23 protein-coding genes are annotated in these 26993 nt (G+C 59.7%); 18 read left to right on the forward strand and 5 right to left on the reverse strand.

What is annotated here, in order from left to right:
* Positions 1-7 precede the first annotated feature (7 nt).
* The 10 genes from dnaE to AWM79_RS04275 all read left to right on the forward strand — a co-directional run bounded on the left by dnaE (position 8) and on the right by AWM79_RS04275 (position 13115).
* Positions 8-3529 (forward strand): DNA polymerase III subunit alpha, encoded by a 3522-nt coding sequence (gene dnaE / locus AWM79_RS04225; protein ID WP_017130867.1) that lies wholly within the window; start codon positions 8-10, stop codon positions 3527-3529.
* Between the two features lie 149 nt (positions 3530-3678).
* On the forward strand, positions 3679-4626 hold the full coding sequence (locus tag AWM79_RS04230; RefSeq protein WP_017130868.1) for an acetyl-CoA carboxylase carboxyltransferase subunit alpha: 948 nt from the start codon (positions 3679-3681) through the stop codon (positions 4624-4626).
* Positions 4627-4793: 167 nt separating this feature from the next.
* Positions 4794-6122: a tRNA lysidine(34) synthetase TilS gene (tilS, locus tag AWM79_RS04235; protein WP_060782217.1), complete on the forward strand. Its 1329-nt coding sequence runs from the start codon at positions 4794-4796 to the stop codon at positions 6120-6122.
* Positions 6123-6396: 274 nt separating this feature from the next.
* Positions 6397-8028 (forward strand): CTP synthase, encoded by a 1632-nt coding sequence (locus AWM79_RS04240; protein ID WP_026013055.1) that lies wholly within the window; start codon positions 6397-6399, stop codon positions 8026-8028.
* A gap of 5 nt (positions 8029-8033) precedes the next feature.
* Entirely contained in the window at positions 8034-8879 is an 846-nt protein-coding gene (gene kdsA, locus AWM79_RS04245; protein ID WP_060782218.1) for a 3-deoxy-8-phosphooctulonate synthase, read from the forward strand.
* Positions 8880-9035: 156 nt separating this feature from the next.
* The gene (eno, locus tag AWM79_RS04250; protein WP_060782219.1) at positions 9036-10325 is read left to right on the forward strand and encodes a phosphopyruvate hydratase; all 1290 of its coding nucleotides are present in this window, start codon (positions 9036-9038) and stop codon (positions 10323-10325) included.
* Between the two features lie 168 nt (positions 10326-10493).
* Positions 10494-10772, forward strand: coding sequence for a cell division protein FtsB (gene ftsB, locus AWM79_RS04255; protein WP_017130873.1), 279 nt, complete (start codon positions 10494-10496; stop codon positions 10770-10772).
* Positions 10769-11479, forward strand: coding sequence for a 2-C-methyl-D-erythritol 4-phosphate cytidylyltransferase (gene ispD / locus AWM79_RS04260; RefSeq protein ID WP_060782220.1), 711 nt, complete (start codon positions 10769-10771; stop codon positions 11477-11479). Before ftsB ends, ispD begins: the two co-directional genes overlap by 4 nt.
* A gap of 364 nt (positions 11480-11843) precedes the next feature.
* The gene (locus AWM79_RS04265; protein WP_060782221.1) at positions 11844-12350 is read left to right on the forward strand and encodes a hypothetical protein; all 507 of its coding nucleotides are present in this window, start codon (positions 11844-11846) and stop codon (positions 12348-12350) included.
* 525 nt (positions 12351-12875) lie between these two features.
* Positions 12876-13115 (forward strand): hypothetical protein, encoded by a 240-nt coding sequence (locus tag AWM79_RS04275; RefSeq protein ID WP_060782223.1) that lies wholly within the window; start codon positions 12876-12878, stop codon positions 13113-13115.
* A gap of 23 nt (positions 13116-13138) precedes the next feature.
* Here the strand turns inward: AWM79_RS04275 and AWM79_RS04280 are convergent, their stop codons facing one another.
* Positions 13139-14035, reverse strand: coding sequence for a LysR substrate-binding domain-containing protein (locus AWM79_RS04280; RefSeq protein WP_060782224.1), 897 nt, complete (start codon positions 14033-14035; stop codon positions 13139-13141).
* A gap of 107 nt (positions 14036-14142) precedes the next feature.
* Here AWM79_RS04280 and AWM79_RS04285 point away from each other — a divergent pair, with 107 nt between their 5' ends.
* The 8 genes from AWM79_RS04285 to rpoS all read left to right on the forward strand — a co-directional run bounded on the left by AWM79_RS04285 (position 14143) and on the right by rpoS (position 21485).
* Positions 14143-15255 carry an S-(hydroxymethyl)glutathione dehydrogenase/class III alcohol dehydrogenase gene (locus AWM79_RS04285; RefSeq protein ID WP_060782225.1) on the forward strand — a complete coding sequence of 371 codons (1113 nt, stop codon included), beginning with the start codon at positions 14143-14145 and terminating at the stop codon, positions 15253-15255.
* A gap of 8 nt (positions 15256-15263) precedes the next feature.
* Entirely contained in the window at positions 15264-16112 is an 849-nt protein-coding gene (gene fghA / locus AWM79_RS04290) for an S-formylglutathione hydrolase (RefSeq protein ID WP_017130880.1), read from the forward strand.
* Positions 16113-16344: 232 nt separating this feature from the next.
* Entirely contained in the window at positions 16345-16818 is a 474-nt protein-coding gene (ispF, locus tag AWM79_RS04295) for a 2-C-methyl-D-erythritol 2,4-cyclodiphosphate synthase (RefSeq protein ID WP_017130881.1), read from the forward strand.
* Positions 16815-17873 (forward strand): tRNA pseudouridine(13) synthase TruD, encoded by a 1059-nt coding sequence (gene truD, locus AWM79_RS04300; protein ID WP_060782226.1) that lies wholly within the window; start codon positions 16815-16817, stop codon positions 17871-17873. The genes ispF and truD overlap by 4 nt, the downstream gene beginning before the upstream one ends.
* Positions 17861-18610, forward strand: coding sequence for a 5'/3'-nucleotidase SurE (gene surE / locus AWM79_RS04305; RefSeq protein WP_017130883.1), 750 nt, complete (start codon positions 17861-17863; stop codon positions 18608-18610). Before truD ends, surE begins: the two co-directional genes overlap by 13 nt.
* A gap of 38 nt (positions 18611-18648) precedes the next feature.
* Positions 18649-19284, forward strand: coding sequence for a protein-L-isoaspartate(D-aspartate) O-methyltransferase (locus AWM79_RS04310; protein WP_208599926.1), 636 nt, complete (start codon positions 18649-18651; stop codon positions 19282-19284).
* A 240-nt stretch (positions 19285-19524) separates the two neighbouring features.
* Positions 19525-20373: a peptidoglycan DD-metalloendopeptidase family protein gene (locus AWM79_RS04315; RefSeq protein ID WP_039792256.1), complete on the forward strand. Its 849-nt coding sequence runs from the start codon at positions 19525-19527 to the stop codon at positions 20371-20373.
* Between the two features lie 107 nt (positions 20374-20480).
* Complete coding sequence (rpoS, locus tag AWM79_RS04320) at positions 20481-21485, forward strand: RNA polymerase sigma factor RpoS (protein WP_017130887.1); 1005 nt, start codon at positions 20481-20483, stop codon at positions 21483-21485.
* Between the two features lie 149 nt (positions 21486-21634).
* On the opposite strand, the gene AWM79_RS04325 is transcribed toward rpoS, so the two are convergent.
* The 4 genes from AWM79_RS04325 to AWM79_RS04340 all read right to left on the reverse strand — a co-directional run bounded on the left by AWM79_RS04325 (position 21635) and on the right by AWM79_RS04340 (position 26864).
* Positions 21635-22732, reverse strand: a complete 1098-nt coding sequence (locus tag AWM79_RS04325; protein WP_017130888.1) for a DUF1513 domain-containing protein — start codon at positions 22730-22732, stop codon at positions 21635-21637.
* Between the two features lie 2 nt (positions 22733-22734).
* Positions 22735-23799 (reverse strand): imelysin family protein, encoded by a 1065-nt coding sequence (locus AWM79_RS04330; RefSeq protein ID WP_017130889.1) that lies wholly within the window; start codon positions 23797-23799, stop codon positions 22735-22737.
* Between the two features lie 26 nt (positions 23800-23825).
* The gene (locus AWM79_RS04335) at positions 23826-25247 is read right to left on the reverse strand and encodes a di-heme oxidoreductase family protein (RefSeq protein ID WP_026013057.1); all 1422 of its coding nucleotides are present in this window, start codon (positions 25245-25247) and stop codon (positions 23826-23828) included.
* Between the two features lie 273 nt (positions 25248-25520).
* A complete protein-coding gene (locus tag AWM79_RS04340) occupies positions 25521-26864 on the reverse strand; it encodes an imelysin family protein (RefSeq protein ID WP_017130891.1) in 1344 nt (447 codons plus the stop codon).
* Positions 26865-26993: the final 129 nt, after the last annotated feature.

Consider the following 26993-nt stretch of genomic DNA (forward strand, 5'->3'; position numbering starts at 1 on the left):
GATCACTATGCCGGCTTCATTCGTTCACCTGCGCCTGCACACTGAATATTCCCTGGTCGACGGTCTGGTGCGGATCAAGCCGCTGGTCAAGGCCCTGGCCGGCTTGAATATGCCCGCCGTGGCGGTGACCGATCAGAACAACATGTGTTCCCTGGTCAAGTTCTACAAGACCGCCATGGGCGCCGGAATCAAGCCGATCTGCGGTGCCGACCTGTGGCTGTCGAACAAAGACTCCGATGCGCCGTTGAGCCGGATCAGCCTGCTGGCGATGAACCCCCTGGGTTATCGCAATCTGACCGAGCTGATTTCCCGTGGCTTCATCGAGGGTCAGCGCAACGGCATGATCATCGTCGAGCGTGAGTGGGTCGCCGAGGCCAATGCGGGCCTGATCATGCTGTCGGCGGCAAAGGAGGGCGAGATCGGCATGGCTCTGCTCGGCGATAACGCCGCCGAAGCCGAAGCCCTGGCACGTGAGTGGATGGCGGTGTTCCCGGAGCGTTTCTACCTGGAGATCCAGCGCACCCATCGCCCGAACGACGAAGAACAGCTACACGGCGCCGTGGCCCTGGCCGAGAAGCTGGGGGCGCCGCTGGTGGCGACCAACGATGTGCGGTTTATCAAGCAGGAAGATTTCGAGGCTCACGAAACCCGCGTCTGCATCGGTGAAGGCCGGGCGCTCGATGACCCGCGTCGCTCGAAGAACTACAGCGACCAGCAGTACCTCAAAAGCGCCGAGGAAATGGCCGAGCTGTTCAGCGACCTGCCCGATGCCCTGGAAAACACCGTCGAGATCGCCAAGCGCTGCAATATCGAGGTGAAACTGGGCACGCACTTCCTGCCTAACTTTCCGATTCCCGATGGCATGACCATCGACGAGTATTTCCGCAAGGTGTCGTTCGATGGTCTCGAAGAGCGTCTGGCGGTCCTGCTACCCAGGGACACCACTGAAGACTACGAGGCCAAACGCCAGGTCTATGTCGACCGCTTGAATTTCGAGCTGGACATCATTATCCAGATGGGCTTCCCCGGTTACTTCCTGATCGTCATGGACTTTATCCAGTGGGCCAAGAGCAACGGCGTGCCGGTCGGCCCTGGCCGGGGGTCGGGTGCCGGTTCGCTGGTGGCCTATGTACAGAAGATCACCGACCTCGACCCGCTGGAATATGACCTGCTGTTCGAACGCTTCCTCAACCCGGAACGGGTTTCCATGCCCGACTTCGACGTCGACTTCTGCATGGACGGTCGTGATCGGGTGATCGACTACGTGGCCGAAAAATATGGCCGCAACGCGGTAAGCCAGATCATCACCTTCGGCTCCATGGCCGCCAAGGCCGTGGTACGCGACGTGGCGCGGGTGCAGGGCAAGTCCTACGGCCTGGCGGATCGCCTGTCGAAGATGATTCCTTTCGAAGTCGGCATGACCCTGGAAAAAGCCTACGAGCAGGAAGAGATCCTGCGTGACTTCATCAAGGTCGATGAAGAAGCGGCGGAAATCTGGGAGATGGCCCGCAAGCTTGAAGGTGTGGTGCGCAACGTCGGTAAGCACGCCGGCGGGGTGGTGATCGCGCCGACCAAGCTGACTGACTTCTCGCCGATCTATTGCGATGAAGAAGGCGAAGGCCTGGTGACCCAGTTCGACAAGGATGACGTTGAGGCGGCCGGCTTGGTGAAGTTCGACTTCCTGGGCCTGCGGACCCTGACGATCATCGATTGGGCGCTGAAGACCATCAACCGTGACCGGGCCAAGGTCAACGAACCGCCGCTGGATATTGCCTTTATCCCGCTGGACGACAAACCGACCTACAGCCTGTTGCAGAAGGCCGAGACCACGGCGGTGTTCCAGTTGGAGTCGCGTGGCATGAAAGAGCTGATCAAGAAGCTCAAGCCCGACTGCCTGGAAGACCTCATCGCCCTGGTGGCGCTGTTCCGTCCGGGCCCGCTGCAGTCCGGCATGGTGGATGACTTCATCAACCGCAAGCATGGTCGTGCCGAGCTGGCGTACCCGCACTCCGATTACCAGTACGAGGGCCTCAAACCCGTATTGGCGCCGACCTACGGCATCATCCTGTACCAGGAACAGGTGATGCAGATTGCCCAGGTCATGGCCGGCTACACCCTTGGCGGCGCGGATATGCTGCGTCGGGCCATGGGTAAGAAAAAGCCCGAGGAAATGGCCAAGCAGCGCGGTGGATTTATCGAGGGCTGCAAGACCAACAACATCGACCCGGACCTGGCCGGTAACATCTTCGATCTGGTAGAGAAGTTCGCCGGTTACGGTTTCAACAAATCCCACTCCGCCGCCTACGGCCTGGTGTCGTACCAGACTGCCTGGCTGAAGACCCATTATCCGGCGCCGTTCATGGCCGCAGTGCTCTCGGCCGATATGCACAACACCGACAAGATCGTGACCTTGATCGAAGAAGTGCGCACCATGAAGCTGCGTCTTGACGCGCCGGACGTGAATGCTTCGGAGTTCAAGTTCACGGTGAACGACGAAGGCCGGATCATCTACGGCCTCGGCGCCATCAAGGGCGTCGGCGAAGGCCCGGTGGAGGCGATTACCGAAGCGCGCCAGGACGGTCCCTTCAAGGACCTGTTCGATTTCTGCGCACGGGTCGATCTCAAGCGCATCAACAAACGCACCCTCGACGGCCTGATCCGCAGTGGCGCGTTGGATCGGCTCGGTCCGTATTTCCACGACGAGCCCAAGCCTTACCAGGCCAATATCGACCGTAACCGCGGGGTCCTGCTGGCGGCGATGGAAGAAGCGATCAAGGCCGCCGAACAGACCGCGCGCACCCATGACAGCGGCCACGCCGACCTGTTTGGCGGATTGTTCGTCGAGGCAGACGCGGATGTCTATGGCAATCACCGCAAGGCCAAGGAACTGACCCTCAAGGAGCGCCTGAAAGGCGAGAAGGACACTCTCGGTCTTTACCTGACCGGTCATCCGATCGATGAGTACGAGGGCGAGATTCGTCGTTTCGCCCGCCAGCGCATCATCGACCTGAAGCCGGCCCGGGATACCCAGACCGTGGCGGGGATGATCATCAACCTGCGGGTGATGAAAAACAAAAAAGGCGACAAGATGGGCTTTATCACCCTCGACGACCGCTCGGCGCGAATCGAGGCGTCATTGTTCGCCGATGCTTTTATGTCGGCCCAATCGTTGTTGCAGACCGATGCAATGGTGGTGGTCGAGGGCGAGGTCAGTAACGATGATTTCTCCGGTGGTCTGCGCCTGCGGGTCAAGCGTGTGATGAGCATGGAGGATGCCCGTACCCAACTGGCCGAGAGCCTGCGCCTGAAGGTGCAAAGTGCCAGGCTCCAGGGCGATGAGCTGCGCTGGCTGGGCGAGTTGTTCAAGAAGCACCGAGGCGCCTGTCCCATCACCATGGAGTACACCGGTCCGGATGCCAAGGCGCTGTTGCAGCTCGGCGACAGTTGGAAGATCGACCCCGCTGACAGTCTGATTCAGGCATTGCGTGACCAGTTCGGGCGAGACAACGTCTTTCTCCAATACCGTTGAGGTGGTGGTGCTATCAATGCGTCCCGACCTGGAACTTACTTTTAATCTCGACCTGAGCGCGCCATATCCCTTAAGGTAGGGCGCGATATAGATCAATCGGCCGGCCAGGCTGTGTAAAAACTACTGTGCTCGACCCAAGACGGATGCTTATGAACCCGAATTTTCTTGATTTCGAACAGCCGATCGCTGACCTGCAAGCCAAGATCGAAGAACTGCGCTTGGTCGGTAATGACAATTCGCTGAACATCGGCGATGAAATCGCTCGCCTGCAGGACAAGAGCAGCACGCTGACCGAAGACATTTTCGGCAAACTGACCAGTTGGCAGATCGCGCGCCTGGCGCGTCATCCACGTCGTCCCTACACCTTGGACTACATCGAGCACATCTTCACCGAGTTCGATGAACTGCACGGCGACCGCCATTTCTCCGACGATGCCGCGATCGTCGGCGGTATCGCCCGCCTGGAAGACCAGCCAGTGATGGTCATCGGTCACCAGAAAGGCCGTGAAGTGCGCGAGAAGGTGCGTCGCAACTTCGGCATGCCGCGCCCGGAAGGTTATCGCAAGGCCTGCCGCCTGATGGAAATGGCCGAGCGCTTCAAAATGCCGATCCTGACCTTTATCGACACGCCGGGCGCTTACCCGGGCATCGATGCCGAGGAGCGCAACCAGAGCGAAGCCATCGCCTGGAACCTGCGGGTCATGGCGCGCCTGAAAACCCCCATCATCGCCACGGTTATCGGTGAAGGTGGTTCCGGCGGTGCGCTGGCGATCGGTGTCTGCGACCAACTGAACATGTTGCAGTACTCGACCTACGCGGTGATTTCTCCGGAAGGCTGTGCCTCGATCCTCTGGAAGACCGCCGAGAAGGCCCCGGATGCTGCGGAAGCCATGGGTATTACCGCCGAGCGTCTGAAAGGCCTGGGCATCGTCGACAAAGTGATCGCCGAGCCGCTGGGCGGCGCTCACCGTGATCCGGTGGCCGCAGCCGGGCTGATCCGTGCTGAACTGAGCGCGCAGCTAGCGATGTTGCAGAAATTCGACAACGATGCGTTGCTGGCCCGTCGCTATGAGCGGTTGATGAGCTACGGTCTCTGATAGAACCCCCATTGGCGTTCCTCGCGAGCACGCTCGCCCCTGCATGGACTGTAGGCGCCGGGCTTGCTTGCGAACCGCTACAGGCGACCATTCGGTGAATTTCATCACCTAGGTGAAATCGCTTTTGTGAGCAGGCTCGGCTCCTACAGGATCGGGGGCGTCAAGTGATGCGTCAGTCAGATATCGATTTACCTTCCAGGCTTCTCCACGCCCTGGCCCCTTGGCGCACTGCCTCGACCTGGCGCCTGGCCTTCTCCGGTGGCCTCGACTCCACCGTCCTTCTGCATCTGCTGGTCCGACTGGGCAAGAGCCAATCCCTGCCTGAGCTTTCGGCCCTGCATATCCATCATGGCTTGCAGGTCGCCGCCGACAGTTGGCCCGAACACTGCCAGGCGTTCTGCGACACGCTGGGCGTGCCCTTGCAGGTGGTACGAGTGAGCGTCCAGCTCGGTGCCAGTCTTGAGCGTGCCGCCCGTGATGCGCGCTACCTGGCATTCGCCGGGGTGACTCGGTTGAACGAAGTCCTGCTGACAGCCCAGCATCGCGACGACCAGGCCGAGACGCTGTTGTTCCGACTGTTGCGCGGCGCCGGGGTTAGGGGGCTGGCGGCCATGCCGAGCGAGCGTGAAGTGGGCGGTGGGTATCTGGTCCGGCCGCTGCTTGATGTTTCGCGTGCGGAGCTGGAACAGTACGCCCGCGATCAGGGTTTGCATTGGATCGAGGACCCGTCCAACGCCGATCAGCAGTTTTCCCGCAATTACCTGCGCCACCGGGTTTTCCCCGACCTCAGCGAGCGTTGGCCGCAGGCGGTCAGCAGCATGGTGCGCAGCGCCGCACACCTGCGCGAGGCCCAGGAGTTGCTGGATGAGCTGGCTGACGTCGATCTTGACGGCGCTCAGGCCCATTCCCGCTACGACTGGCTGGGCATGCCGTCGCTGGCGCTGGACGCGGTGATCGAGCTGTCGCCGGCGCGCCAGCGCAATTTGTTGCGTCACTGGCTGGCGCCGTTGACCCGCCTGCCGGACAGCGATCACTGGGCTGGTTGGGATGATTTGCGCGATGCCGGGCACGATGCGAGACCGAAGTGGCGCCTGGCCGAAGGCGAATTGCACCGCGCCGACGAGCACTTGTGGTGGTTGAGCGGTTCCTGGCTGCGCCAGCCGGTGGCGGATATCGAGTGGACCCACCCAGGGCCTTCCCTGGAGTTACCGGACAACGGCGAATTGCTGATCATCGGCGATGCGCCGCCCGGCCCGTTGCGAGTGCGCTATCGTCAGGGCGGCGAGGTGCTGCATCTGCCAGACCGCGGGCATCGTGATCTCAAGCGCCTGCTTAACGAAAGCGGGGTGCCCTGGTTTGTCCGCGGCCGATTGCCGCTGGTCTATCGGGGCGAGCAATTGCTGGCTGTGGCCAACCTGGCGGGGCTCGATGGTAGTTCGTTCGGAGACTGGCATTTGCGCTGGCACCCACCTTCGAGCGATCAAGGTTTGAGCTGAAAGCTGCTTTCCGGTAGACTACGCTCCCTTCTTGATACAACTTCTGTGGATTCGCCTGAATGGCAGGAGTTGCCGATTACCAAGCAGTCTTTGCTGGGCGATTCCAAAAAATGTGTAGCGAGCAACGTACCGGTGTTATCACTTGCGGTCCGTCCCAACGCGGCGGTTTTTTTGAAAGATGCACTGTGATTAATGCAGGTGATCGGGGGCTTTGGCCTTCCTTCGCTTTCCCCGGCGGCTCGGACCGCTTTAACGCAGACTTCTAGGGTTTTTCATGACGCGCTACATATTCGTCACGGGCGGTGTTGTTTCTTCATTGGGGAAAGGCATTGCCTCGGCTTCATTGGCGGCCATCCTGGAGGCGCGGGGACTGAAAGTCACCATGCTCAAACTGGACCCGTACATCAACGTCGACCCGGGCACCATGAGCCCGTTCCAGCACGGTGAAGTGTTCGTCACCCACGACGGCGCCGAGACCGACCTGGACCTGGGCCACTACGAGCGGTTCATTCGCACGACGATGACCCAGAACAACAACTTCACCACTGGCCGTGTCTACGAGCACGTGCTGCGCAAGGAGCGCCGTGGTGATTACCTGGGCGCGACCATCCAGGTGATTCCGCACATCACCGACGAAATCAAGCGGCGCATCATCAAGGGCGCCGGCGATGCCGACGTAGCCCTGGTGGAAATCGGCGGTACCGTGGGCGACATCGAATCGCAACCGTTCCTCGAAGCCATCCGCCAGTTGCGCGTCGAAGTCGGCTCCAAGCGCGCGATGCTGATGCACCTGACCCTGGTCCCGTACATCGCCACCGCTGGCGAGACCAAGACCAAACCGACCCAGCACTCGGTCAAGGAGCTGCGCTCCATCGGCTTGCAGCCTGACGTGCTGATCTGCCGCTCCGACCACCCGGTGGATGTGTCCTCGCGTCGCAAGATCGCGTTGTTCACCAACGTCGAAGAGCGTGCGGTGATCTCCCTGGAAGACGTCGACACCATCTACAAGATCCCGGCGGTCCTGCACGCCCAGGGTCTGGATGATTTCGTCGTCGAGCGTTTCGGCTTGCAATGCAACGGTGCCGACCTGTCCGAGTGGGAGCAGGTGGTCGACGCCAAGCTCAACCCCGAGCACGAAGTCACCATCGCCATGGTCGGCAAGTACATGGAACTGCTGGACGCCTACAAGTCGTTGATCGAGGCGATGAGTCACGCCGGCATCACCAACCGCACCAAGGTCAACCTGCGCTATATCGATTCCGAAGACATCGAGAACCAGGGCACCGGCTTGCTCGAAGGCGTCGATGCGATCCTCGTGCCGGGCGGTTTCGGCCTGCGTGGCGTGGAAGGCAAGATCACCGCTGTGCAATACGCCCGTGAAAACAAAGTGCCCTACCTGGGTATCTGCCTGGGCATGCAGGTGGCCGTGATTGAATTCGCCCGTAACGTGCTGGGCTGGAAAGATGCCAACTCCACCGAATTCGATCGCACCAGCGCTCACCCGGTCGTCGGCCTGATCACCGAGTGGGAAGATGCCACCGGCGCGGTCGAAACCCGCACCGAGGCCTCTGATTTGGGTGGCACCATGCGCCTGGGTGCCCAAGACTGTCTGCTGGAGCCGGGTTCGCTGGTTCACGGTTGCTACGCCAAGGACGTGATCGTCGAGCGTCACCGTCATCGCTACGAAGTGAACAACAACTTGCTGCCGCAGATCATGGAAGCTGGCCTGAGGATTTCCGGTCGTTCCGGTGACGGTGCGCTGGTCGAAGTGGTTGAGTCCCCGGATCATCCATGGTTCGTCGCCTGCCAGTTTCACCCAGAGTTCACTTCGACCCCGCGTGATGGCCACCCGTTGTTCAGCGGTTTCGTCAAAGCGGCCTTGGCCCAACACCAGAAGAAGGCGTAACGCTGATGGCCCAGAAGATCATTCGCGTTGGCGGCATCGAGATCGCCAACGACAAGCCGATGGTGCTGTTCGGTGGCATGAACGTGCTGGAAAGCCGTGACATGGCGATGCAGGTCTGCCAAGAGTACGTCAAAGTCACCGAAAAGCTCGGTATCCCCTACGTGTTCAAGGCCAGCTTCGACAAGGCCAACCGTTCCTCCGTGACCTCCTACCGTGGCCCCGGCCTGGAAGAGGGCATGCGTATCTTCCAGGACATCAAGCAAGCGTTCGGCGTGCCGATCATCACCGACGTCCACGAGCCGGCCCAGGCCGCCGTGGTTGCCGAGGTCTGCGATATCATCCAGTTGCCGGCCTTTCTGTCGCGCCAGACCGACCTGGTGGTCGCCATGGCCAAGACCGGCGCGGTGATCAACATCAAGAAGGCCCAGTTCCTCGCGCCACAGGAAATGAAACACATCCTGGGCAAGTGCGTGGAAGCCGGCAACGACCAGTTGATCCTCTGCGAGCGTGGTTCCAGCTTCGGCTACAACAACCTGGTGGTCGACATGCTCGGCTTCGGCATCATGAAGCAGTTTGAATACCCGGTGTTCTTCGACGTGACCCACGCCCTGCAGATGCCGGGCGGTCGTGCGGACTCCGCCGGCGGTCGTCGGGCCCAGGTCACCGACCTGGCCAAGGCCGGCATGAGCCAGGGGCTGGCGGGGCTGTTCCTCGAAGCGCATCCGGACCCGGACAACGCCAAGTGCGACGGTCCTTGCGCCCTGCGCCTGGACAAGCTGGAGCCGTTCCTGGCTCAACTCAAGGCGCTGGATGAGCTAGTGAAGAGTTTTCCGACGATAGAAACCGCGTAATCCTCAAATCTCCGGTAAAGTACCGCACGATTTAAGGCTCTGGCCCCAGCTCCAGAGCCTTTTCGTCTGCAAGACTGCCTGCTTTCATTGACTTGCCGACGATAAAAAATTTCCTTCAGCTGCGTCGTTTTCGTCAACTTTGGAGTGTTTACAACAATGGCAAAAATCGTCGACATCAAAGGTCGTGAGGTTCTCGACTCCCGTGGCAACCCCACCGTGGAAGCGGATGTCCTTCTGGACAACGGTATCATCGGCAGCGCCTGCGCTCCGTCCGGTGCCTCTACCGGCTCGCGTGAGGCGCTTGAGCTGCGTGATGGCGACAAGAGCCGTTATCTGGGCAAAGGCGTGCTGAAGGCTGTCGGTAACATCAACGGTCCGATCCGCGAGCTGTTGCTGGGCAAGGACCCTTCCGATCAGAAGGCTCTGGACCGCGCAATGATTGCGTTGGACGGTACCGAGAACAAGGCGACCCTGGGCGCCAACGCCATCCTCGCCGTGTCCCTGGCCGCTGCCAAGGCCGCTGCCCAGGACCAGGACCTGCCGCTGTACGCGCATATTGCCAACCTTAACGGTACTCCGGGTGTCTACTCCATGCCGGTGCCGATGATGAACATCATCAACGGCGGCGAGCATGCCGACAACAACGTCGACATCCAGGAATTCATGGTTCAGCCGGTGGGCGCCAAGACCTTCTCCGAAGGGCTGCGCATGGGTACCGAGATTTTCCATCACCTCAAGGCCGTGCTGAAGGCTCGTGGCCTGAGCACTGCCGTGGGTGACGAAGGTGGTTTCGCGCCGAACCTGGCGTCCAACGAAGACGCCCTGAAAGTCATCTCCGAGGCTGTTGCCAACGCCGGTTACAAGCTGGGCACCGACGTGACCCTGGCCTTGGACTGCGCCGCCAGCGAATTCTTCGAAGACGGCAAGTACAACCTGTCCGGCGAAGGCCAGGTGTTCACCGCCGAAGGTTTCGCCGACTACCTCAAAGGCCTGACCCAGCGCTATCCGATCATCTCCATCGAAGACGGCCTGGACGAGTCCGACTGGGCTGGTTGGAAGATTCTTACCGACAAGATTGGCGAGAAGACCCAACTGGTGGGCGACGACCTGTTCGTGACCAACACCAAGATCCTCAAGGAAGGCATCGATAAGCGGATCGCTAACTCCATCCTGATCAAGTTCAACCAGATCGGCACCCTGACCGAAACCCTGGAAGCCATCCAGATGGCCAAGGCCGCCGGCTATACGGCAGTGATCTCGCACCGTTCCGGTGAAACCGAGGACTCGACCATTGCCGACCTGGCCGTGGGCACTGCTGCCGGCCAGATCAAGACGGGTTCGCTGTGCCGTTCCGACCGTGTTTCCAAGTACAACCAACTGCTGCGTATCGAAGAGCAATTGGGCGCCAAGGCGAAGTACAACGGTCGTTCCGAGTTTCGCGGTTAAGCGCTAGATGGTAAAAAGGCACCAGGTTGTGTCGGAAAAGTCGCTATAGCGACCTTTTCGCAACTAATCTGATGGCTGACAAGCACAAGTCTGGTCCTTCCAGGCTTCGTGCTGTTGGGTATACGGAAGTCGGCTTGGCTGTCTTTTTCACTGGGTAAACGAAATTCGATGCGCAGTCCCAATTGGTTGTTCCTTGTCTTGCTCTTGCTGCTGGCTGGCCTGCAGTACCGCCTTTGGGTGGGTAACGGGAGTCTGGCGCAGGTAGCCGACCTGACACAGCAAATTGCCGACCAGCACGCCGAGAACGCGCGTTTGCTGGAGCGTAACCGTGTCCTCGATGCGGAAGTTCTTGAACTGAAGAAAGGCATGGAAACCGTTGAAGAGCGGGCTCGCCATGAACTGGGCATGGTCAAGGACGGCGAAACCCTTTATCAGTTGGCACAATGACTGACTTATCGCTACCGGCCTTCTGGGCCGTGATTCCTGCCGCGGGCGTGGGGGCTCGTATGGCGGCCGACCGTCCCAAGCAATACCTGCAACTGGGCGGACGAACCATTCTCGAACACAGCCTCGGCTGTTTTCTCGATCATCCGGGGCTCAAGGGACTGCTGCTCTGCCTGGCGCCGGCCGATCCCTATTGGCCTGGCCTGGCTTGTGCCAGTGACCGGCGTATCCAACGCGTCGACGGTGGCGCCGAGCGCGCCGACTCGGTACTCAATGCCCTGCTGCATCTGCATGCCCAGGGCGCGGCGGATGAGGACTGGGTACTGGTCCATGATGCGGCCCGACCGAACCTGTCCCGTGACGATCTCGACAAATTGCTGGGCGAACTCGCCGACGATCCGGTGGGCGGCTTGCTGTCCGTGCCGGCTCGGGACACCCTCAAGCGTGTCGACCCGCACGGTAGGGTGGTTGAAACCGTTGATCGCAGCTTGATCTGGCACGCCTACACACCGCAGATGTTCCGTCTCGGCGCCTTGCATCGGGCGCTGGCCGACAGCCTGGTGGCGGAGGTCACCGTCACCGACGAAGCCTCGGCAATGGAGTGGGCGGGCCAGGCACCGCGCCTGGTGGAAGGGCGTGCGGACAATATCAAAGTCACCCGCCCCGAAGACCTGGAGTGGCTGCGCCTGCGTTGGACCAATCGTCGCTGAGGTTCTTGAGCCTGGCCTTGGTTACACGACCACCATCGTCGGCAAGGTGGTCAGCACATCACCTACTCGAGTCGTTTGGCCCTCCTTGAGATTTTTCGGTTATTACCGATTTTTCCGGCGCAGGTGGCAAGCTCGCGGCGTTATCGTTGAAACCTGTTACCTACTTTTCAGATCGCTGCCACGCAGGACCACGGGGGCGGCTGCGAAGCGGTGCGCAAGCGGGTGATTTCCTTGGCTCTGAATCTTGATGTCCTACAGGTATATCAGATCAGCCCTATTTTTAATGTTCCCTGGTTCTTGTAGCGTTTAGTCCCTGCTGCTGCAAAAAATCCAGTAGGACTTATCGGCTGTCGAGGAAACCCATATGAATATTGAGCGATATCGCTATCAGGGAAACTGGGGCATTGTTTTTCATGTCAACCGTTTTATCGTTCAGCCTGCTGATCGCGGAAATTTGTACAATTCCTTATATTTTTGCGAAGCGCGTGCCGCCCAGTACAAAGTGACGCAGTTGATCGTCCAGCTATATGACAAGATGCTGGCTCAAGAGCGCCCCTGTTTGATGATGGTCGCATTTTCGCAACCGTTGACCCGGGAGCAAGGGGATCTTTTGAATGATCAGCGTACTCTTGTCTCAAATCTTACATCATCAGCCTTTGGCGCCATGGGGGCGGCTATTCCCAGTGGGTTGGCGCAGCGCATTGCCAGAGGCGTTATTTGGGCATCGACGAGCAAGTTTGTAGGTGGAAAATTGCCGACCTATCACGCGAGCGATGTTATCGTAAGTCTTGTCGCCGTCGTTGATGGCGGGATTGGTCCGCAGCAGTCGTCTTCTTCCATGATTTTGAAGTCCGGAGAATACGGTTATTAAAAATGAATTCGCTTAATACTAGATTGCACTTTTCATATTGTTGGCTATTGGGGCTGATTTTTCGGAGACTACTTCACAAGTTTGCGTCTGGTTTGTCCTGTGCATCCTGGCCGTTTTTTGTTATAGCGATTTTTAAGTCAAGATGCTAAGGGTGTGACGATGTATTTAGTAGAGCTGCTGATTTCTCTTTCTATATTCGGCTTCCTCGAGTTTCTACTTTATATGTCACTGCGCTATAAATTGCGGCACAGATACAGAGCCTGTTTCGGTTTGCTTCTGTGTATCCTGGCCATTCGCGTGCCTTGGTATTTCCTGCTTTCTCCTTATGAGATCGATGCGGCAATCGCTATGCCTACGCTGATGCTGGGTGGTATCTGGTTTATAATAACTATGGATAAGGATACCTAAGAAAGCATTGAGCAATTTGTTGTCACCTTCCTGAGATCAGAATTTTGATGTCCTACAGATATATCAGATCAATCCTATTTATAATGGTTTTTAACTCCATGTTGTGAGGGTGTGACGATGTATTTAGTAGACCTGCTGATTTCTCTTTTAATATTCGGTTTTATCCAGCTCCTGCTCTATATGTCATTGCGCTACAAGCTGCGGCACAGATACAGAGCCTGTTTCGGTTTGCTCCTGTGTATCCTGGCCATTCGCGTGCCTTGGTATTCCCTGCTTTCTCCTTATCAGATCGATGCGGCAATCGCCATGTCCACACTGATGCTGGGTGGTATCTGGTTTATAATAACTATGGATTAGGTGGTCATTATGTGGGTAATGGATCAAGCGGCGTACTCGGGGCGTTTCGCCAACTCCTCCTTGAGATAATCCACCAGCTTGCGCACCTTCGGTGACAGGTGTCGCTGTTGCGGGTACAACGCCCACACTGCCGTATTCGGCGGCTGGTGGGTTTCCAGCAGCGAAACCAACTGGCCGCTGTGCAGGTGTTCCAGCACGTAATAATCCGGTAACTGGCACAAACCCACCCCTTGCAACACCGCATCGAGTACCGCCTGGCCACTGTTGCAGCGCCAGTTACCCTGCACCCGCTGGGAAAATTCGCGCCCGTCCTGGGCCAGTTGCCAGATATCTGAACTACCGATCAAACAATTGTGTCGGCTCAGTTCCGAGAGACTGTGAGGACGACCATAACGTTCCAGATAGGAGGGCGACGCGCACAAATACATCCGTCGCGGTGCCAGCCGCGTCGCCACCAGTCGCGAGTCCTGCAGGCGACCTAAGCGGATCGCCAGGTCCAACCCTTCATGCACCAGGTCCAGGGTGCGATTGCTCAGCTCGATATCCACGCGCAGTTGTGGATACAGGCCCATGAAGCGGGTCAACAGTGGCACGATAAAACGCTCGCCGTAGGCCACGGCACAGGTCATGCGTAACAAGCCTTTGGGCTCGCTGTGCAGGTCACCCACCGCCCGCAGGGCTTCGTCGCGGCCATCCTGCAAGCGCTGGCAATGTTGCAGGAAGGTCTGGCCGGCTTCGGTCAGCGTGACGCGCCGGGTACTGCGATACAGCAGGCGCGTTTGCAGCCGCTCTTCCAGCCGGGCGATCTGCCGGCTGATATGCGAAGAAGATACCCCCAGCCGTTGCGCGGCGGCGGTGAACTGGCTGCACTCGGCCACGGCGACAAATTCGTCGATGCCTTCCCAGCGGTTCTCGTTCATCTGATTATCCCTGTACAGCAATAATGTTTTGCTTTTGGCTGGATTATTCATCAACAAACGATGATTTACACTGCAATCTTTCGCGTTCACTTTTCAGGAGTTGCTGGATGATCAAGTCACGTGCCGCCGTTGCCTTCGAGGCAAACAAACCTCTGGAAATCATCGAAGTCGATGTCACTTTGCCCAAGGCTGGTGAAGTGTTGTTGCGTGTCGTGGCCTCCGGCGTCTGCCACACCGACGCCTACACCTTGTCCGGCGCTGACCCGGAAGGCATTTTCCCGGCGATCCTGGGTCATGAAGGCGGGGCGATTGTCGAGGCCATCGGCGAAGGAGTGACATCGGTGGCGGTCGGTGATCACGTGATCCCGCTGTACACCCCGGAATGCGGCCAGTGCAAATTCTGCCGGTCGGGCAAGACCAATCTCTGCCAGGCAATCCGTGCTACCCAGGGCAAGGGCCTGATGCCGGACGGCACTTCGCGTTTCTCTTATAAGGGCGAGACGATTTTCCACTACATGGGCACCTCGACCTTCTCCGAGTACACCGTATTGCCGGAAATCTCCGTGGCCAAGATCGCCAAGGACGCACCGTTGGAGAAGGTCTGCTTGCTGGGCTGCGGCGTCACCACCGGCATCGGCGCGGTGATCAATACCGCCAAGGTCAAGCCGGGTGACACCGTGGCGATCTTCGGTCTCGGCGGCATCGGCCTGTCGGCGGTGATCGGCGCGGTCCAGGCCAAGGCGGCGCGGATCATTGCCATCGATATCAACCCGGCCAAGTTCGAGATTGCCAGGCAACTGGGGGCCACCGATTGTGTGAACCCGAAGGACTTTGATCGACCGATTCAGGAAGTTATCGTCGACATGACCGAGGGTGGTGTGGATTTCTCCTTCGAGTGCATCGGCAATGTGCAATTGATGCGTGCAGCGCTGGAATGTTGCCACAAGGGCTGGGGCGAATCGGTGATCATCGGCGTGGCCGGTGCGGGGCAGGAGATCGCCACGCGTCCGTTCCAACTGGTGACGGGTCGCGTTTGGCGCGGTTCGGCCTTTGGCGGCGTGCGCGGGCGCAGTGAACTGCCGAGCTATGTGGAGATGGCGCAGAAGGGCGAAATCCCATTGGACGCCTTTATCACCCACACCATGGGCCTGGAAGAGATCAACAAGGCCTTCGACCTGATGCATGAAGGCAAGAGCATCCGCAGCGTCATTCATTTCTGAGGTCGGTCATGAGCCTGGAAAACCTTTCCTGCCAGAAAAGCTTCGGCGGCTGGCATAAACGCTATAAACATCATTCCGACGTACTCAATTGTGACATGGTGTTTGCCGTCTATCTGCCGCCGCAGGCGGAACAGGGCGTCAAGCTGCCGGTGCTGTATTGGTTGTCGGGGTTGACCTGCACCGATGAAAACTTCATGCACAAGGCCGGCGCCCTGCGTATGGCCGCGCAACTGGGGCTGATCATCGTCGCGCCGGACACCAGTCCGCGTGGCGCGGGCGTCCCCGGCGATCCCGAGAACGCCTGGGATTTCGGTCACGGGGCTGGCTTCTACCTGAATGCCACGCAGGAGCCCTGGGCACACCATTACCGGATGCACGATTATGTGGTGCAGGAGCTGCCGGCCCTGATCGAGGCGCATTTTCCCGCGTCCGACAAACGTGGCATCAGCGGTCACTCCATGGGCGGGCATGGTGCGCTGATCTGTGCCCTGCGCCATCCTGGGCGTTACCAATCGCTGTCGGCTTTTGCTCCGATCAGCCACCCAATGGATTGCCCGTGGGGACAGAAGGCCTTCTCGCGTTATCTGGGAGAAGAGCGCTCACGCTGGCGCGAATGGGATGCCTGCGCGCTAATCGGCGAAGCGAAGGAAAAGCTGCCGATCCTGGTGGATCAGGGCGACCGGGACGACTTCCTGACCAACCAGCTCAAGCCTGAAGCCCTGCGGCAGGCGGCCAGGCTGGCGCAGCATCCGTTGATCCTGCGGATGCAGCCAGGCTACGACCACAGCTATTTCTTCATCGCCAGCTTTATTGAGGACCACTTGATCCATCACAGCGAAGCGCTTGGCGCAGGCTAGTGGCCTGTACGGTGAGTTCGTTAGTTCAAGTTCGGATGCCATAAGTTCATGGCTAAGGCGCTGTGACGAGTCATAGCCGGGCTATGGCGAGGAACAGCAACGCAAGCCAGGGATTTATGGCGCCGAAATTGACTCATAGAACTAACCACACAGGCCACTAGTGCTCGTACTAGAACCTAATGTCGGACAAAATAGGTAGAATCACGCCCTGACTAACTCGGGGCGTTTTTTTATGCGTATTGGCCACGGCTATGATGTGCACCGTTTCGCCGAAGGCGACTTCATCACTCTGGGCGGCGTGCGCATTGCACACCATCACGGATTGCTGGCTCACTCCGATGGCGACGTGTTGCTGCACGCCCTGAGTGACGCGCTGTTGGGGGCGGCGGCACTTGGGGACATCGGCAAACATTTCCCGGACACCGATCCCACCTATAAAGGCGCCGACAGCCGCGTGCTGTTGCGCCATGTGGTGTCTCTGATCAAGGCCGAGGGTTGGAAGGTCGGTAATGTCGACAACACCATCGTTGCCCAGGCGCCGAAAATGGCTCCGCATATCGAATCGATGCGTGCGCTGATTGCCATGGATCTTGAAGTTGAGTTGGATCAAGTGAATGTAAAAGCCACCACCACTGAAAAGCTCGGCTTTACCGGGCGCGAAGAAGGCATCGCGGTGCATTGCGTTGCCTTGTTGTTGCGCGCATGACGGAACGCGAACTGCTGGGCCCGCGTGCCTATGGCGACGCCTTGGGCCGTGCGGTGCTCAAGGCCAGCGCGGAAGACTTCCAGGTCGATGAAGTGCTCGACATCCCCTTGTCCGGCGACGGCGAGCATCTATGGCTGTGGGTCGAAAAACGCGGCCTGAACACCGAAGAGGCCGCCCGGCGCCTGGCCAGGGCTGCCGGCGTACCTTTGCGCACGGTCAGCTATGCGGGTCTGAAGGATCGCCAGGCCCTCACCCGGCAATGGTTCAGCATCCAACTGCCGGGCAAGGCCGACCCGGACATGGGCGCGGCGCAGAACGACACTTTGCGAATTCTCAAGCGTACCCGGCACAAGCGCAAGTTACAGCGCGGGGCCCATGCGGCCAACGGCTTCACCTTGCGCCTGAGCCAACTGGCAGCGGACAAGGATGGCCTGCAGCAACGTCTCGAACAGATCAGCCGGCAGGGGATTCCCAACTATTTTGGTGCCCAGCGCTTCGGCCATCTGGGCGGCAACCTCGGCGAGGCGCGCGACTACGCCGCACGCCAGGCCCTGCCCGAGCAGCGCAACCTGCGTTCGCGACTGCTGTCCAGCGCCCGCAGCTACCTGTTCAACCAGGTACTGGCGGCGCGGGTCGCCGACGGCAGTTGGAATCGCGCCCAGGTCGGCGACTTGCTGGCTTTTACCGACAGCCGCAGTTTTTTCCCGGCGGGTGAGGCCGAGTGCAGCGATCCGCGTCTGGCGATTCTCGACCTGCACCCGACCGGTCCGCAATGGGGCGCGGGGCCGTCGCCGACGACAGGGGCGACCTTCGAACTGGAGCAAGCCGTCGCCGAGCGTGAAGCCGAGCTGTGCCAATGGCTGGTCAAGGCGGGAATGGAGCACGAACGTCGCATCCTGCGGCTGCCCATTGGCGGGCTGACGTGGCATTATCCCTCGCTGGACATTCTGCAATTGGAATTCGTCCTGCCGGCCGGATGCTTCGCCACTGTTCTGGTGCGCGAGCTGGTTGATCTTGTGTCGGTAGGGCAGACGGACAGCTCATGCGTATTTTGATTTCCAACGACGATGGGGTTTTTGCTCCCGGTCTCGCCGCGCTTCATGCTGCGCTGGCGGATTATGCCGAGTGCCGGGTGATTGCCCCGGACCAGGATAAAAGTGGTGCCAGCAGCTCGCTGACGCTCGATCGTCCGCTGCATCCACATACCTTGCCCAATGGCTTTATCAGTCTTAACGGGACGCCTACCGACTGCGTGCACCTGGGGCTCAACGGCTTACTGGAGCAGGAGCCGGACATGGTGGTATCGGGTATCAACCTGGGCGCCAACCTGGGCGATGACGTGCTCTATTCCGGCACGGTCGCTGCCGCGCTCGAAGGGCGCTTCCTTGAGCGAACCTCGTTTGCCTTCTCGTTGGCCTCGCGCCAGCTCGATAACCTGGCGACTGCCGGGCACTTTGCGCGGTTGTTGGTAGAGGCCCATGCAGGGCTCCGCTTGCCGCCGCGCACGGTCCTCAACGTCAATGTGCCGAACCTGCCGCTGGAGCATATCCGTGGTATCCGACTGACCCGTCTGGGCCATCGGGCACGGGCGGCGAAGCCGATCGTCGAGGTCAATCCGCGAGGCAAGGCCGGTTACTGGATCGCTGCGGCCGGCGATGTGGAAGACGGTGGTCCGGGGACGGATTTCCATGCACTGATGCAAGGTTTCGTTTCTGTGACACCGCTGCAACTGGACCGCACTTTTAACGATGCCTTTAGTAGCCTCGACGGTTGGCTGGAGGGGCTTGCTTGATGGCGCGTGAAAACGATTTGCTGCGCGGCGGAATCGGCATGACTTCGCAGAGAACCCGTGAACGCCTGATCCAGCGGCTTTATGACGAGGGCCTGTGCAACGCCAGGGTGTTGGAAGTGATCCGTCGAACCCCGCGCCATCTGTTCGTCGACGAAGCACTGGCTCACCGTGCCTATGAAGACACCGCGCTACCGATCGGCCACAACCAGACCATTTCCCAGCCCTATATGGTGGCACGCATGAGCGAGCTGCTGCTGGAAGCCGGCCCGCTGGACAAAGTGTTGGAGATCGGTACCGGCTCCGGCTACCAGACCGCTGTGCTGTCACAGTTAGTCGAGCGGGTGTTTTCGGTCGAGCGGATCAAGGTCCTGCAGGATCGCGCCAAGGAGCGCCTGGTCGAGCTCAACCTGCGCAACGTGGTATTCCGCTGGGGCGACGGCTGGGAAGGCTGGCCGGCGCTTGCACCGTATAACGGCATTATCGTCACTGCGGTGGCCGCCGATGTGCCACAGGCGTTACTCGACCAGTTGGCCCCTGGCGGGCGCCTGGTCATCCCGGTAGGGGCGGGTGAAGTCCAGCAACTGATGCTGATTGTGCGCGAGGAACATGGATTTTCCCGGCATGTACTCGGTGCGGTGCGCTTCGTTCCGCTGCTCAATGGGCCACTGGCCTGAGCATTTGTTGCATTTGTTTAAGCGATGCGCTGAATTCTGTTGAACGTTGTCGGTCATAGGGCCGGATCTTGCAGATAATAGGTGTTTAAAAGTGTGTCCAGTGTCACTGTCCAACCGTGCCAGGGGGACGCTTGTCGAGCTTTGCTGTCCGTAAAACTTCAACGGCCAGTTATACTTGCGCACACTAAGGCCTATACGGGCACTCTATAGTTATTTCAGCCAACACAAAGGGAGCGGCGGGTGAGTCTCACAGTCATTTGGCAGCGTATGGGTAAAACAAGCGTTCAACGTCTGATGATCGGTCTTGCCCTCAGTGCTTTACTGGCTGGTTGTTCCAGTGCCCCGAAGAACGGCGTGCGCGTGGTGGATCGCAATGGCAATGCGAGCAGTGTCGGTGGCGCACCGCAACGACCGATGACCACCACGGGCCAGCACGTGGTGGTTCGAGGCGATACATTGTTCTCGATTGCCTTTCGCTATGGTTGGGACTGGAAAGCCCTGGCCGCACGCAACAATATTCCGGCGCCCTACACTATTCAGGTCGGTCAGGCGATTCGCTTCGACGGTCGTGCAAATTCAACACCGGCAGTGGCGACGGTGACGAGCACGTCGTCGAGTTCATCCTCCAGCAAAACCACCATTACCCGGCGTCCAGTGACGGCTGCCGGAACGGCACCGACTGCAATGGCGACGCCGACGCCTGTACCTGGACCCGCCCCGAAAGGCTGGGCATGGCCTGCAAACGGCATTCTGATTGGAAAGTTCTCTTCAAACGGTAGTTTGAATAAAGGTATTGATATCGCCGGAGATTTGGGACAGCCTGTTTTAGCTGCATCTGATGGGTCAGTGGTTTACGCCGGGAGTGGATTGCGGGGCTACGGTGAACTGGTCATCATCAAACACAGCGATACCTACGTCAGTGCTTACGGCCACAACCGTAGGCTGTTGGTTCGGGAGGGGCAGCTGGTCAAAGTCGGACAGACAATTGCCGAGATGGGATCAACTGGTACAGACCGGGTGAAACTGCACTTTGAGATTCGCCGCCAGGGCAAGCCCGTAGACCCATTGCAATTCCTGCCTCGTCGTTGATCCGTTTGCCAGCCTGTTCTCATGACGTAGAGGGAACAGGCTCTAGCGTTGCCAAGGATAAAGGTGCCGCTTGAGCTTGAGGTCGAACTCACCAAAGGATTATAACAATGGCTCTCAGTAAAGAAGCGCGGGGGTTTGACATCGACGATGAGGTGCTCCTTGCGGACTCCGACATTGTCATGGACATGATGCCGGAGGACGACAGTTCTTCACCCCCAGTTCGTGCTAAGACCAAAAACGCTGCTGCGCTCAAGCAGCACAAGTACATTGACTACACCCGGGCTCTGGATGCGACCCAGTTGTACCTCAATGAAATCGGTTTCTCCCCTTTGTTGTCCTCCGAAGAAGAAGTCCATTTTGCGCGTCTGTCGCAAAGCGGCGATCCGGCGGGACGCAAGCGCATGATCGAAAGCAACCTGCGTCTGGTGGTGAAAATCGCCCGGCGGTATGTCAATCGTGGGCTTTCCCTGTTGGACTTGATCGAAGAGGGCAACCTCGGATTGATCCGGGCGGTCGAGAAGTTCGACCCGGAACGCGGCTTTCGCTTTTCAACCTACGCTACCTGGTGGATCCGACAGACCATTGAACGGGCGATCATGAATCAGACCCGGACCATTCGCCTGCCGATTCATGTGGTCAAGGAACTCAACGTCTATCTGCGGGCGGCTCGCGAGCTGACCCAGAAGCTCGACCATGAGCCGTCCCCCGAAGAGATCGCCAACCTGCTGGAAAAACCGGTCGGAGAGGTCAAGCGCATGCTTGGCCTGAACGAACGGGTATCCTCGGTGGACGTCTCGCTCGGCCCGGATTCGGACAAGACCCTGCTCGATACGCTGACGGATGACCGGCCAACCGATCCTTGCGAGCTATTGCAGGACGACGACCTGTCCCAGAGCATCGACCAGTGGCTGTCCGAGTTGACCGACAAGCAGCGCGAGGTGGTGGTGCGCCGCTTCGGCCTGCGCGGTCACGAGAGTAGCACGCTGGAGGACGTTGGCCTGGAGATCGGTCTGACCCGTGAGCGGGTGCGGCAGATCCAGGTCGAAGGCCTCAAGCGCCTGCGTGAGATCCTCGAAAAGAACGGCTTGTCCAGTGAGTCGTTGTTCCAGTGACGCAACACAGGCTTTTCTAGAAAGCTGCTTGCCGGTGATGACGGTCGATCAAACGACCTCATCGCTGGCAAGCCACTCTTGTGGCCCATGATAAGCGTTCTGCAGGCCTTGCTGTGCGCCTGAGTCGTGCGGCGTCGGCTCCAACGGCATTACACCAGATGCAGATGATTGTCCCAGAGCCCGGCGGGTAGATCCAGTGGTTGGGCGGTCAGTTCTTTCTGGCGGCAGTCATAGAAACGGCAGCGGCCCTGTCCAGATGTGACGACGAAACCATCGGCAACCGCGCCGACCCCTGCACAATCAGGTAGCGGTGCATCCAACCGTAACGCGCCGCTGTCCAGGTCCCAGATGAAGAATCGATTGCCTCGCGGCGCGGTCAACGCCACCAGGCGCAACTCGCTGTGTACTGCGACGCTGGCGGTATAGTGTCCCATGGCCTGCAATTGCTGTTCGGCCACCGTAAAGGCGACAAAGGGCTGGCCGGGGCGCTTGATCGCCAACAGTTCCGACGACTCGTGAGCCGGCCCCATGAACTGCTGGCCGGAGACGATGGTGCCGTCGTCGGCCACGCCAAGGTGGCGCACGCTGTTCATCTGTTGAGCCAGGGTTTCCTTGCTCAGCAGGGTGCCGTCGCGCCGCATCAGCACCAGGCTTGGCTCCATAGCGTCGAGGTTCATCTCTACCCGACTTTCGGCCTCGGTACGAATGCCGCCGTTGGCGACGATCAGGGTCTCGCCATCGGGCATCCACGACACCTGGTGCGGACCGATGCCATGGGTGGAAATTTCCCCGCTGTGAACCAGCCGTTCACCTTCGAACTTGTAGACCCCGAGCAGGCCGCGACCCGGATCGCGGGTGTCATTCTCAGTGGCGTATACCCAATCGCCGCTCTTGTGGATCACCGCATGGCCGTAGAAGTGCCGGTTCGGTTGCGAGGCGATCGTTTGCAGCAGGCGCCCGTCACGCAGATCGATCAAGTAGCTCTCGGTACCGGGGCGACGTGCGACGAACAGCGCTTGCGCTAGTGTCGGGTGATTGATGATGTCGTGGCAACGCTGGCCAACCTGGGTTGCGAAGACCTGTTGGCCGTCTAGCCGATAGCCCACGGCATAGTGCCTGCCATTGCTATCGTCGCGGGCGGAAAGCAGCAGTGGGCTTTGGCCTTTTTGCCGCAACAGCGTCCAACCGCCCAGGGTGATCGCGCTGAGCAGGAGGCTACCGAAGGTCAAGGCCTGGCGTCGTAACATTATCAATCACCGTCGTTGGCATTGAAGCCCAATTGGATGCCCAGCGCCTTGGCCAACTCGCCTTCGTGCAGGCGGTGGACAACGTTGAGGCTGTCATACAGATCATTGAGCTGCTGGCGACCGCTATCGTCGTCGAGCATGTCGGTCAGCGAGCGCTGGTTGCTGGCGAACAGTTTCAGAGAGGCGGCATAAGCGGCGTCGATCTTCTCGGCGAGCGGCTTCTGCTCGGCGGTCAGCAGGCCGCGCAGACCTTTGTTGTCGACCCCGACCCAGACAGTGCGGGCGGCGGCCAGGCTGGCCTCCAGGCCCTGTAGCGAAGACTGGCTGCGCCAGGCGTCGGCCTGGAACGGCTGTGGGATACCTTTGGTCTGGCGACCCATCGGTGTGCCGAGCTTCTTCTTCAGGGTATCCAGCGCGGTCACCTGCACGCGCAGCAAATCGGCGATGGCTTCGCGGGAATCGGCATAGCGCTGGTTCGGAAACTTGCTCATCTGCGCGAGCATGCCGTCGTTGCTGTTCCATCTCGACAGGATTTCCTCGGCGAGGGTTTTCTGGCGTTCGCCAATGGCGGTCAACAGTGGGCAGTAGCGGGCTTTCTGTGTGCTGTCGGCCATGTCGATCTTGCTGTCGAACAGGATGTATTCATAGGCCGACAAGCCCTGGACCACCACGCTGGATTTGGCCAGGGTGGCAGCATCCACCTGCGGCTGGGTGCTGACCAGTTGCTCGACCTGGCGTCCCACCAGGTTTTTCTTGTCAGGCCAGAACTGCACTTGCCAGGAACGGTTACCCTCGGCCAGCGGGCCGATCAGCAAGGGTTGCAGCTCGGCCCAGGCTTTCTGCGCATGGAGGAAATCGGCACGGGCGGTGCTCAGGCTCTCCTGGTCTTGGCAGAAGGCCAGGGCGCTGATTGCCAACTGGCGGTCGGCCTCGACCCAGCGGCTGTAGGTCGGCAGGATCACCTGCTTGGCGATGGCGGCCGAGGTCAGGGCCTGTGGATCCTGTGGCGAACAGGCGCCGAGGGCAAGGGCGGCAAGGCTGGTGAACAACAGTTTGGGGCGGAACATGTCCGTGTCCTCTTTTTAGAGAAGTCTTATAAGGAATTCAGGAAGGCCAGTAGCGCGGCACGCTGCTTGGCGTTGAACGACAGCACCTGTTGCTGTGCCGGCAAGGCTTCGCCGCCGTGCCAGAGTATGGCTTCGAGCAGATTACGCGCACGGCCATCGTGCAGAAACTGGGTGTGACCGCTGACGGTCCCGGTCAGACCGATCCCCCATAGCGGCGGGGTACGCCAATCGCTGCCGCCGGCCTGGAATTCGCTGCGCTGGTCCGCCAGCCCTGGACCCATGTCATGCAGCAGCAGATCGCTGTAGGGACGGATCACCTGGCCCGCCAGCTCAGGCTCGGCAGCCGTGGTCGACGTGGTGAACCGTGGCGTGTGGCAATTCTGGCAGCCGGCCTGATGGAACAGGCTCTTGCCGGCCAGTACCTGCGGCGCGTCGACATCCCGTCGTGCCGGGACCGCTAAGTGGCGGGTGTAGAACAGCATCAGGCGCAGAATGTTATCGCTGACTTCCGGTTCGCCGTTGGCGCCGTTGCCATTGGGGGCATTGCGACAGGCGGTCTGGATCAAGGTGCAGTCATCGGCAGGTCTCAGGGTTGTGGTGAGGCCCATATCACCAGAAAGTGCGTGAACATTTTGTTGATTGAGGTTCGGCTGCCCGGCTTTCCAGCCAAACCGGCCAAGTACGGTCTTTTGCAGGGCATCGTCCCAGACCCGGTTAGGCCGGCCGGCGATACCATTGCGTTGCTGCTCTTTCGCATTGGCGAGAATGGCTTCCTCGGGAATGGCTTCTAACAAGCCGAGGCCGATCATCGGCGGGGCGATACGAGCGGAAAAACGTGTGTCCGGGTGCATCGGACCGTAGCCTAATTGGCTGATCAGCAGTCGCGGTTTGCGCAGTTCGATTTCAGTACCATCCTGGAAATGTACCGGTACGGTATCGTATTCGACCCGTACCTTGCCCTCCGGGGCAACGCCCGGAATCGCCATATCCTGCAACTGGCTGCCATAGACCGGTTCGGGGACCACGCCCTGTTGCTCGATAAGGCGTGCGTAGGCAGGCGCGTTGGGGATCGACAGGCGTATCAGCATCGACACGGCGTTGTCGGCATCAGGCCCTGGAGGGTGCCCGCGTCCGTCCCGGATATGGCAATTTTGGCAGGCGTTGGTGTTGAACAACGGGCCCAAGCCGTCGCGTGCGGTGGTGGTCGAGGGAGCGATCACCCACGGGCTACGAAAGAAACTGTTGCCGACACTGAATTCCAGGCGGCGGGTGGGCGACAGGTTGGCTGCTGGCAGGGAAAAGGCATTGCGATCGGTAGCGCGCACGGTGGTGGTGCCAGCGGAGCGTTCCTCGCCGGGTTCGGGCTTGGTAAAGCGTAGCGCGTCATCACAGGCGCTCAGGCCCAGGGCCAGGAGTAGCGACGACAGGCGAAGGGGCAGCGAGGGCATCGGCATCCAGAACAGGCTTCAAGACAGGGCGCGAAGTTTATCAGGCCGGGGTGTATGGAATCAGCGCAATCGACGTTTGCTTGATCTGCGGCAAAAGCTCTGCCGTTGCCTGTGCTGAACCTCTTGTGGCGAGTGGACTTGCCCGCGCTCGGCTGCGAAGCAGCCGCAAAACCGACTATCTCGTTTGATCTGGCAAGCCCAGATCAGCGGTTTCAGGACCGCTTCGCGGTCCTGTGGAGCAAGCATCCCTCGCCCACACGGGCAGGGCGTCGATCAGAACTCGTGATCGGCGTTATCCGGGTTCAGGTCGCTGATGCCCAACTTGCCGGCGGCCTGTTCGATCGAACCCGTCTGTTTGACCAGCGCGGCGATGGCATCACGCACGATCTTGTTGCCCGCGTCGTTGCCGGCAGCGATCAATTGATCGTAATGCTCACCTTGGTTGGCGTGGTCGACCATGATCTGGATCTTCGCCTCGGTCGCTTCCAGGTCGCCCTTGAGCGCGCTGTCGGCAGCCGGATCCACCTTCGCTACCAGCGACGACAGGCTCGGGCCGGTCAGCTTGGTGCCGTCCAGACGAGTGTATTCGCCCAGGTAGACGTTACGAATGCCTTTGGCATCGTAGAAGTGTGAGTTGTGAGTGTTGTCACTGAAGCAATCCTGCTCGTCTTCCGGCGAGTTGGCTTCCAGGGAGACCTTCATCCGTTCGCCCGCTAGTTCACCGAGGGACAGGCTACCCATGCCAAACAGCATCTTGCGCAGACCGCTTTGCGCAGGCTCCGCTTCCAAACTGGCGCGGTAGTTGTCGGCTACGTTCGGCTGCCAGTTGCCGACCATCTCTTCCAGATCGTCGACCAGCAACTGGGTCACGGCCTTGAGGTAGGCGCGGCGGCGATCGTTATGGCCGCCCGTGGCACCGGGCCCTTGCAAGTAGTCCGAAGCCGGACGGTTGCCGGCGCCTGGGCCGGCACCGTTCAGGTCCTGACCCCAGAGCAGGAATTCGATGGCGTGGTAGCCGGTCGCCACGTTGGCCTCGGAGCCGCCCAGTTCGTTCAGACTAGCGAGTTTTTCCGGAGTGATCTCGGTCACATCGACCTTGTCTTCGCCGATCTGGATTTGTTTGTTGGCGATGATATTGGCGCTAGCTCCCGGATTACCCAGTGCGTGCTCATAGGAAGCATCGACGTAGTCGATCAGACCTTCGTCCAGGGGCCAGGAGTTCACCTGGCCCTCCCAGTCGTCGATGATGGTGTTACCGAAGCGGAACACTTCGCTCTGCAGGTACGGTACGCGAGCAGCGACCCAGGCTGCCTTGGCGGCCTTCAGGGTATCGGCGTCTGGCTTGGCGAGGAAGGCGTCGACAGCGCTCTGCAAGGTTTTCGCGGTGGATTGGGCATCGCTGTAGACGGCGAACACCATCTCGGCGTAATGCGCGACCACGGCCTTGCCGGCTGCTTCGTCAACTTTGCCGGCACTGTCGCTGGCTGGCGTGGCGATGACTGTGGCAGCGGGTGTTGGTGAAACGGTCGCGTTTTTTTCTTTGTCCTTGTCGCCACAACCGGCGAGAGCGATGGCGATGGCCAACAGACTGGCGGTGGCCAGAGGCATACGAATCATGACGGATATCCTGCTTCGAGAGGTTGGGCGGGAGCGCGGGGGCACGCAGAACCGGCACATAATGCGAAAGAGTTGCATTTGAGTAAAGATTTAGTTATTAAAATATTTGGTATTAATTATTTAAAATGT

The organism is Pseudomonas agarici, from assembly GCF_001543125.1.
Lineage (GTDB): Bacteria > Pseudomonadota > Gammaproteobacteria > Pseudomonadales > Pseudomonadaceae > Aquipseudomonas > Aquipseudomonas agarici.

What these genes read in the sequence shown, in the direction of transcription:
- dnaE (WP_017130867.1), top strand. Translation starts at nt 8, where the DNA reads ATGCCGGCTTCATTCGTTCACCTGCGCCTGCACACTGAATATTCCCTG.
- kdsA (WP_060782218.1), top strand. Translation starts at nt 8,034, where the DNA reads ATGGCCCAGAAGATCATTCGCGTTGGCGGCATCGAGATCGCCAACGAC.
- AWM79_RS04340 (WP_017130891.1), bottom strand. Translation starts at nt 26,864, where the DNA reads ATGATTCGTATGCCTCTGGCCACCGCCAGTCTGTTGGCCATCGCCATC.
- truD (WP_060782226.1), top strand. Translation starts at nt 16,815, where the DNA reads ATGACGGAACGCGAACTGCTGGGCCCGCGTGCCTATGGCGACGCCTTG.
- AWM79_RS04265 (WP_060782221.1), top strand. Translation starts at nt 11,844, where the DNA reads ATGAATATTGAGCGATATCGCTATCAGGGAAACTGGGGCATTGTTTTT.
- AWM79_RS04310 (WP_208599926.1), top strand. Translation starts at nt 18,649, where the DNA reads ATGACTTCGCAGAGAACCCGTGAACGCCTGATCCAGCGGCTTTATGAC.
- eno (WP_060782219.1), top strand. Translation starts at nt 9,036, where the DNA reads ATGGCAAAAATCGTCGACATCAAAGGTCGTGAGGTTCTCGACTCCCGT.
- rpoS (WP_017130887.1), top strand. Translation starts at nt 20,481, where the DNA reads ATGGCTCTCAGTAAAGAAGCGCGGGGGTTTGACATCGACGATGAGGTG.
- AWM79_RS04230 (WP_017130868.1), top strand. Translation starts at nt 3,679, where the DNA reads ATGAACCCGAATTTTCTTGATTTCGAACAGCCGATCGCTGACCTGCAA.
- ispF (WP_017130881.1), top strand. Translation starts at nt 16,345, where the DNA reads ATGCGTATTGGCCACGGCTATGATGTGCACCGTTTCGCCGAAGGCGAC.
- AWM79_RS04285 (WP_060782225.1), top strand. Translation starts at nt 14,143, where the DNA reads ATGATCAAGTCACGTGCCGCCGTTGCCTTCGAGGCAAACAAACCTCTG.
- fghA (WP_017130880.1), top strand. Translation starts at nt 15,264, where the DNA reads ATGAGCCTGGAAAACCTTTCCTGCCAGAAAAGCTTCGGCGGCTGGCAT.
- AWM79_RS04275 (WP_060782223.1), top strand. Translation starts at nt 12,876, where the DNA reads ATGTATTTAGTAGACCTGCTGATTTCTCTTTTAATATTCGGTTTTATC.
- surE (WP_017130883.1), top strand. Translation starts at nt 17,861, where the DNA reads ATGCGTATTTTGATTTCCAACGACGATGGGGTTTTTGCTCCCGGTCTC.
- ftsB (WP_017130873.1), top strand. Translation starts at nt 10,494, where the DNA reads ATGCGCAGTCCCAATTGGTTGTTCCTTGTCTTGCTCTTGCTGCTGGCT.
- AWM79_RS04240 (WP_026013055.1), top strand. Translation starts at nt 6,397, where the DNA reads ATGACGCGCTACATATTCGTCACGGGCGGTGTTGTTTCTTCATTGGGG.
- AWM79_RS04280 (WP_060782224.1), bottom strand. Translation starts at nt 14,035, where the DNA reads ATGAACGAGAACCGCTGGGAAGGCATCGACGAATTTGTCGCCGTGGCC.
- AWM79_RS04325 (WP_017130888.1), bottom strand. Translation starts at nt 22,732, where the DNA reads ATGTTACGACGCCAGGCCTTGACCTTCGGTAGCCTCCTGCTCAGCGCG.
- tilS (WP_060782217.1), top strand. Translation starts at nt 4,794, where the DNA reads ATGCGTCAGTCAGATATCGATTTACCTTCCAGGCTTCTCCACGCCCTG.
- ispD (WP_060782220.1), top strand. Translation starts at nt 10,769, where the DNA reads ATGACTGACTTATCGCTACCGGCCTTCTGGGCCGTGATTCCTGCCGCG.
- AWM79_RS04330 (WP_017130889.1), bottom strand. Translation starts at nt 23,799, where the DNA reads ATGTTCCGCCCCAAACTGTTGTTCACCAGCCTTGCCGCCCTTGCCCTC.
- AWM79_RS04335 (WP_026013057.1), bottom strand. Translation starts at nt 25,247, where the DNA reads ATGCCCTCGCTGCCCCTTCGCCTGTCGTCGCTACTCCTGGCCCTGGGC.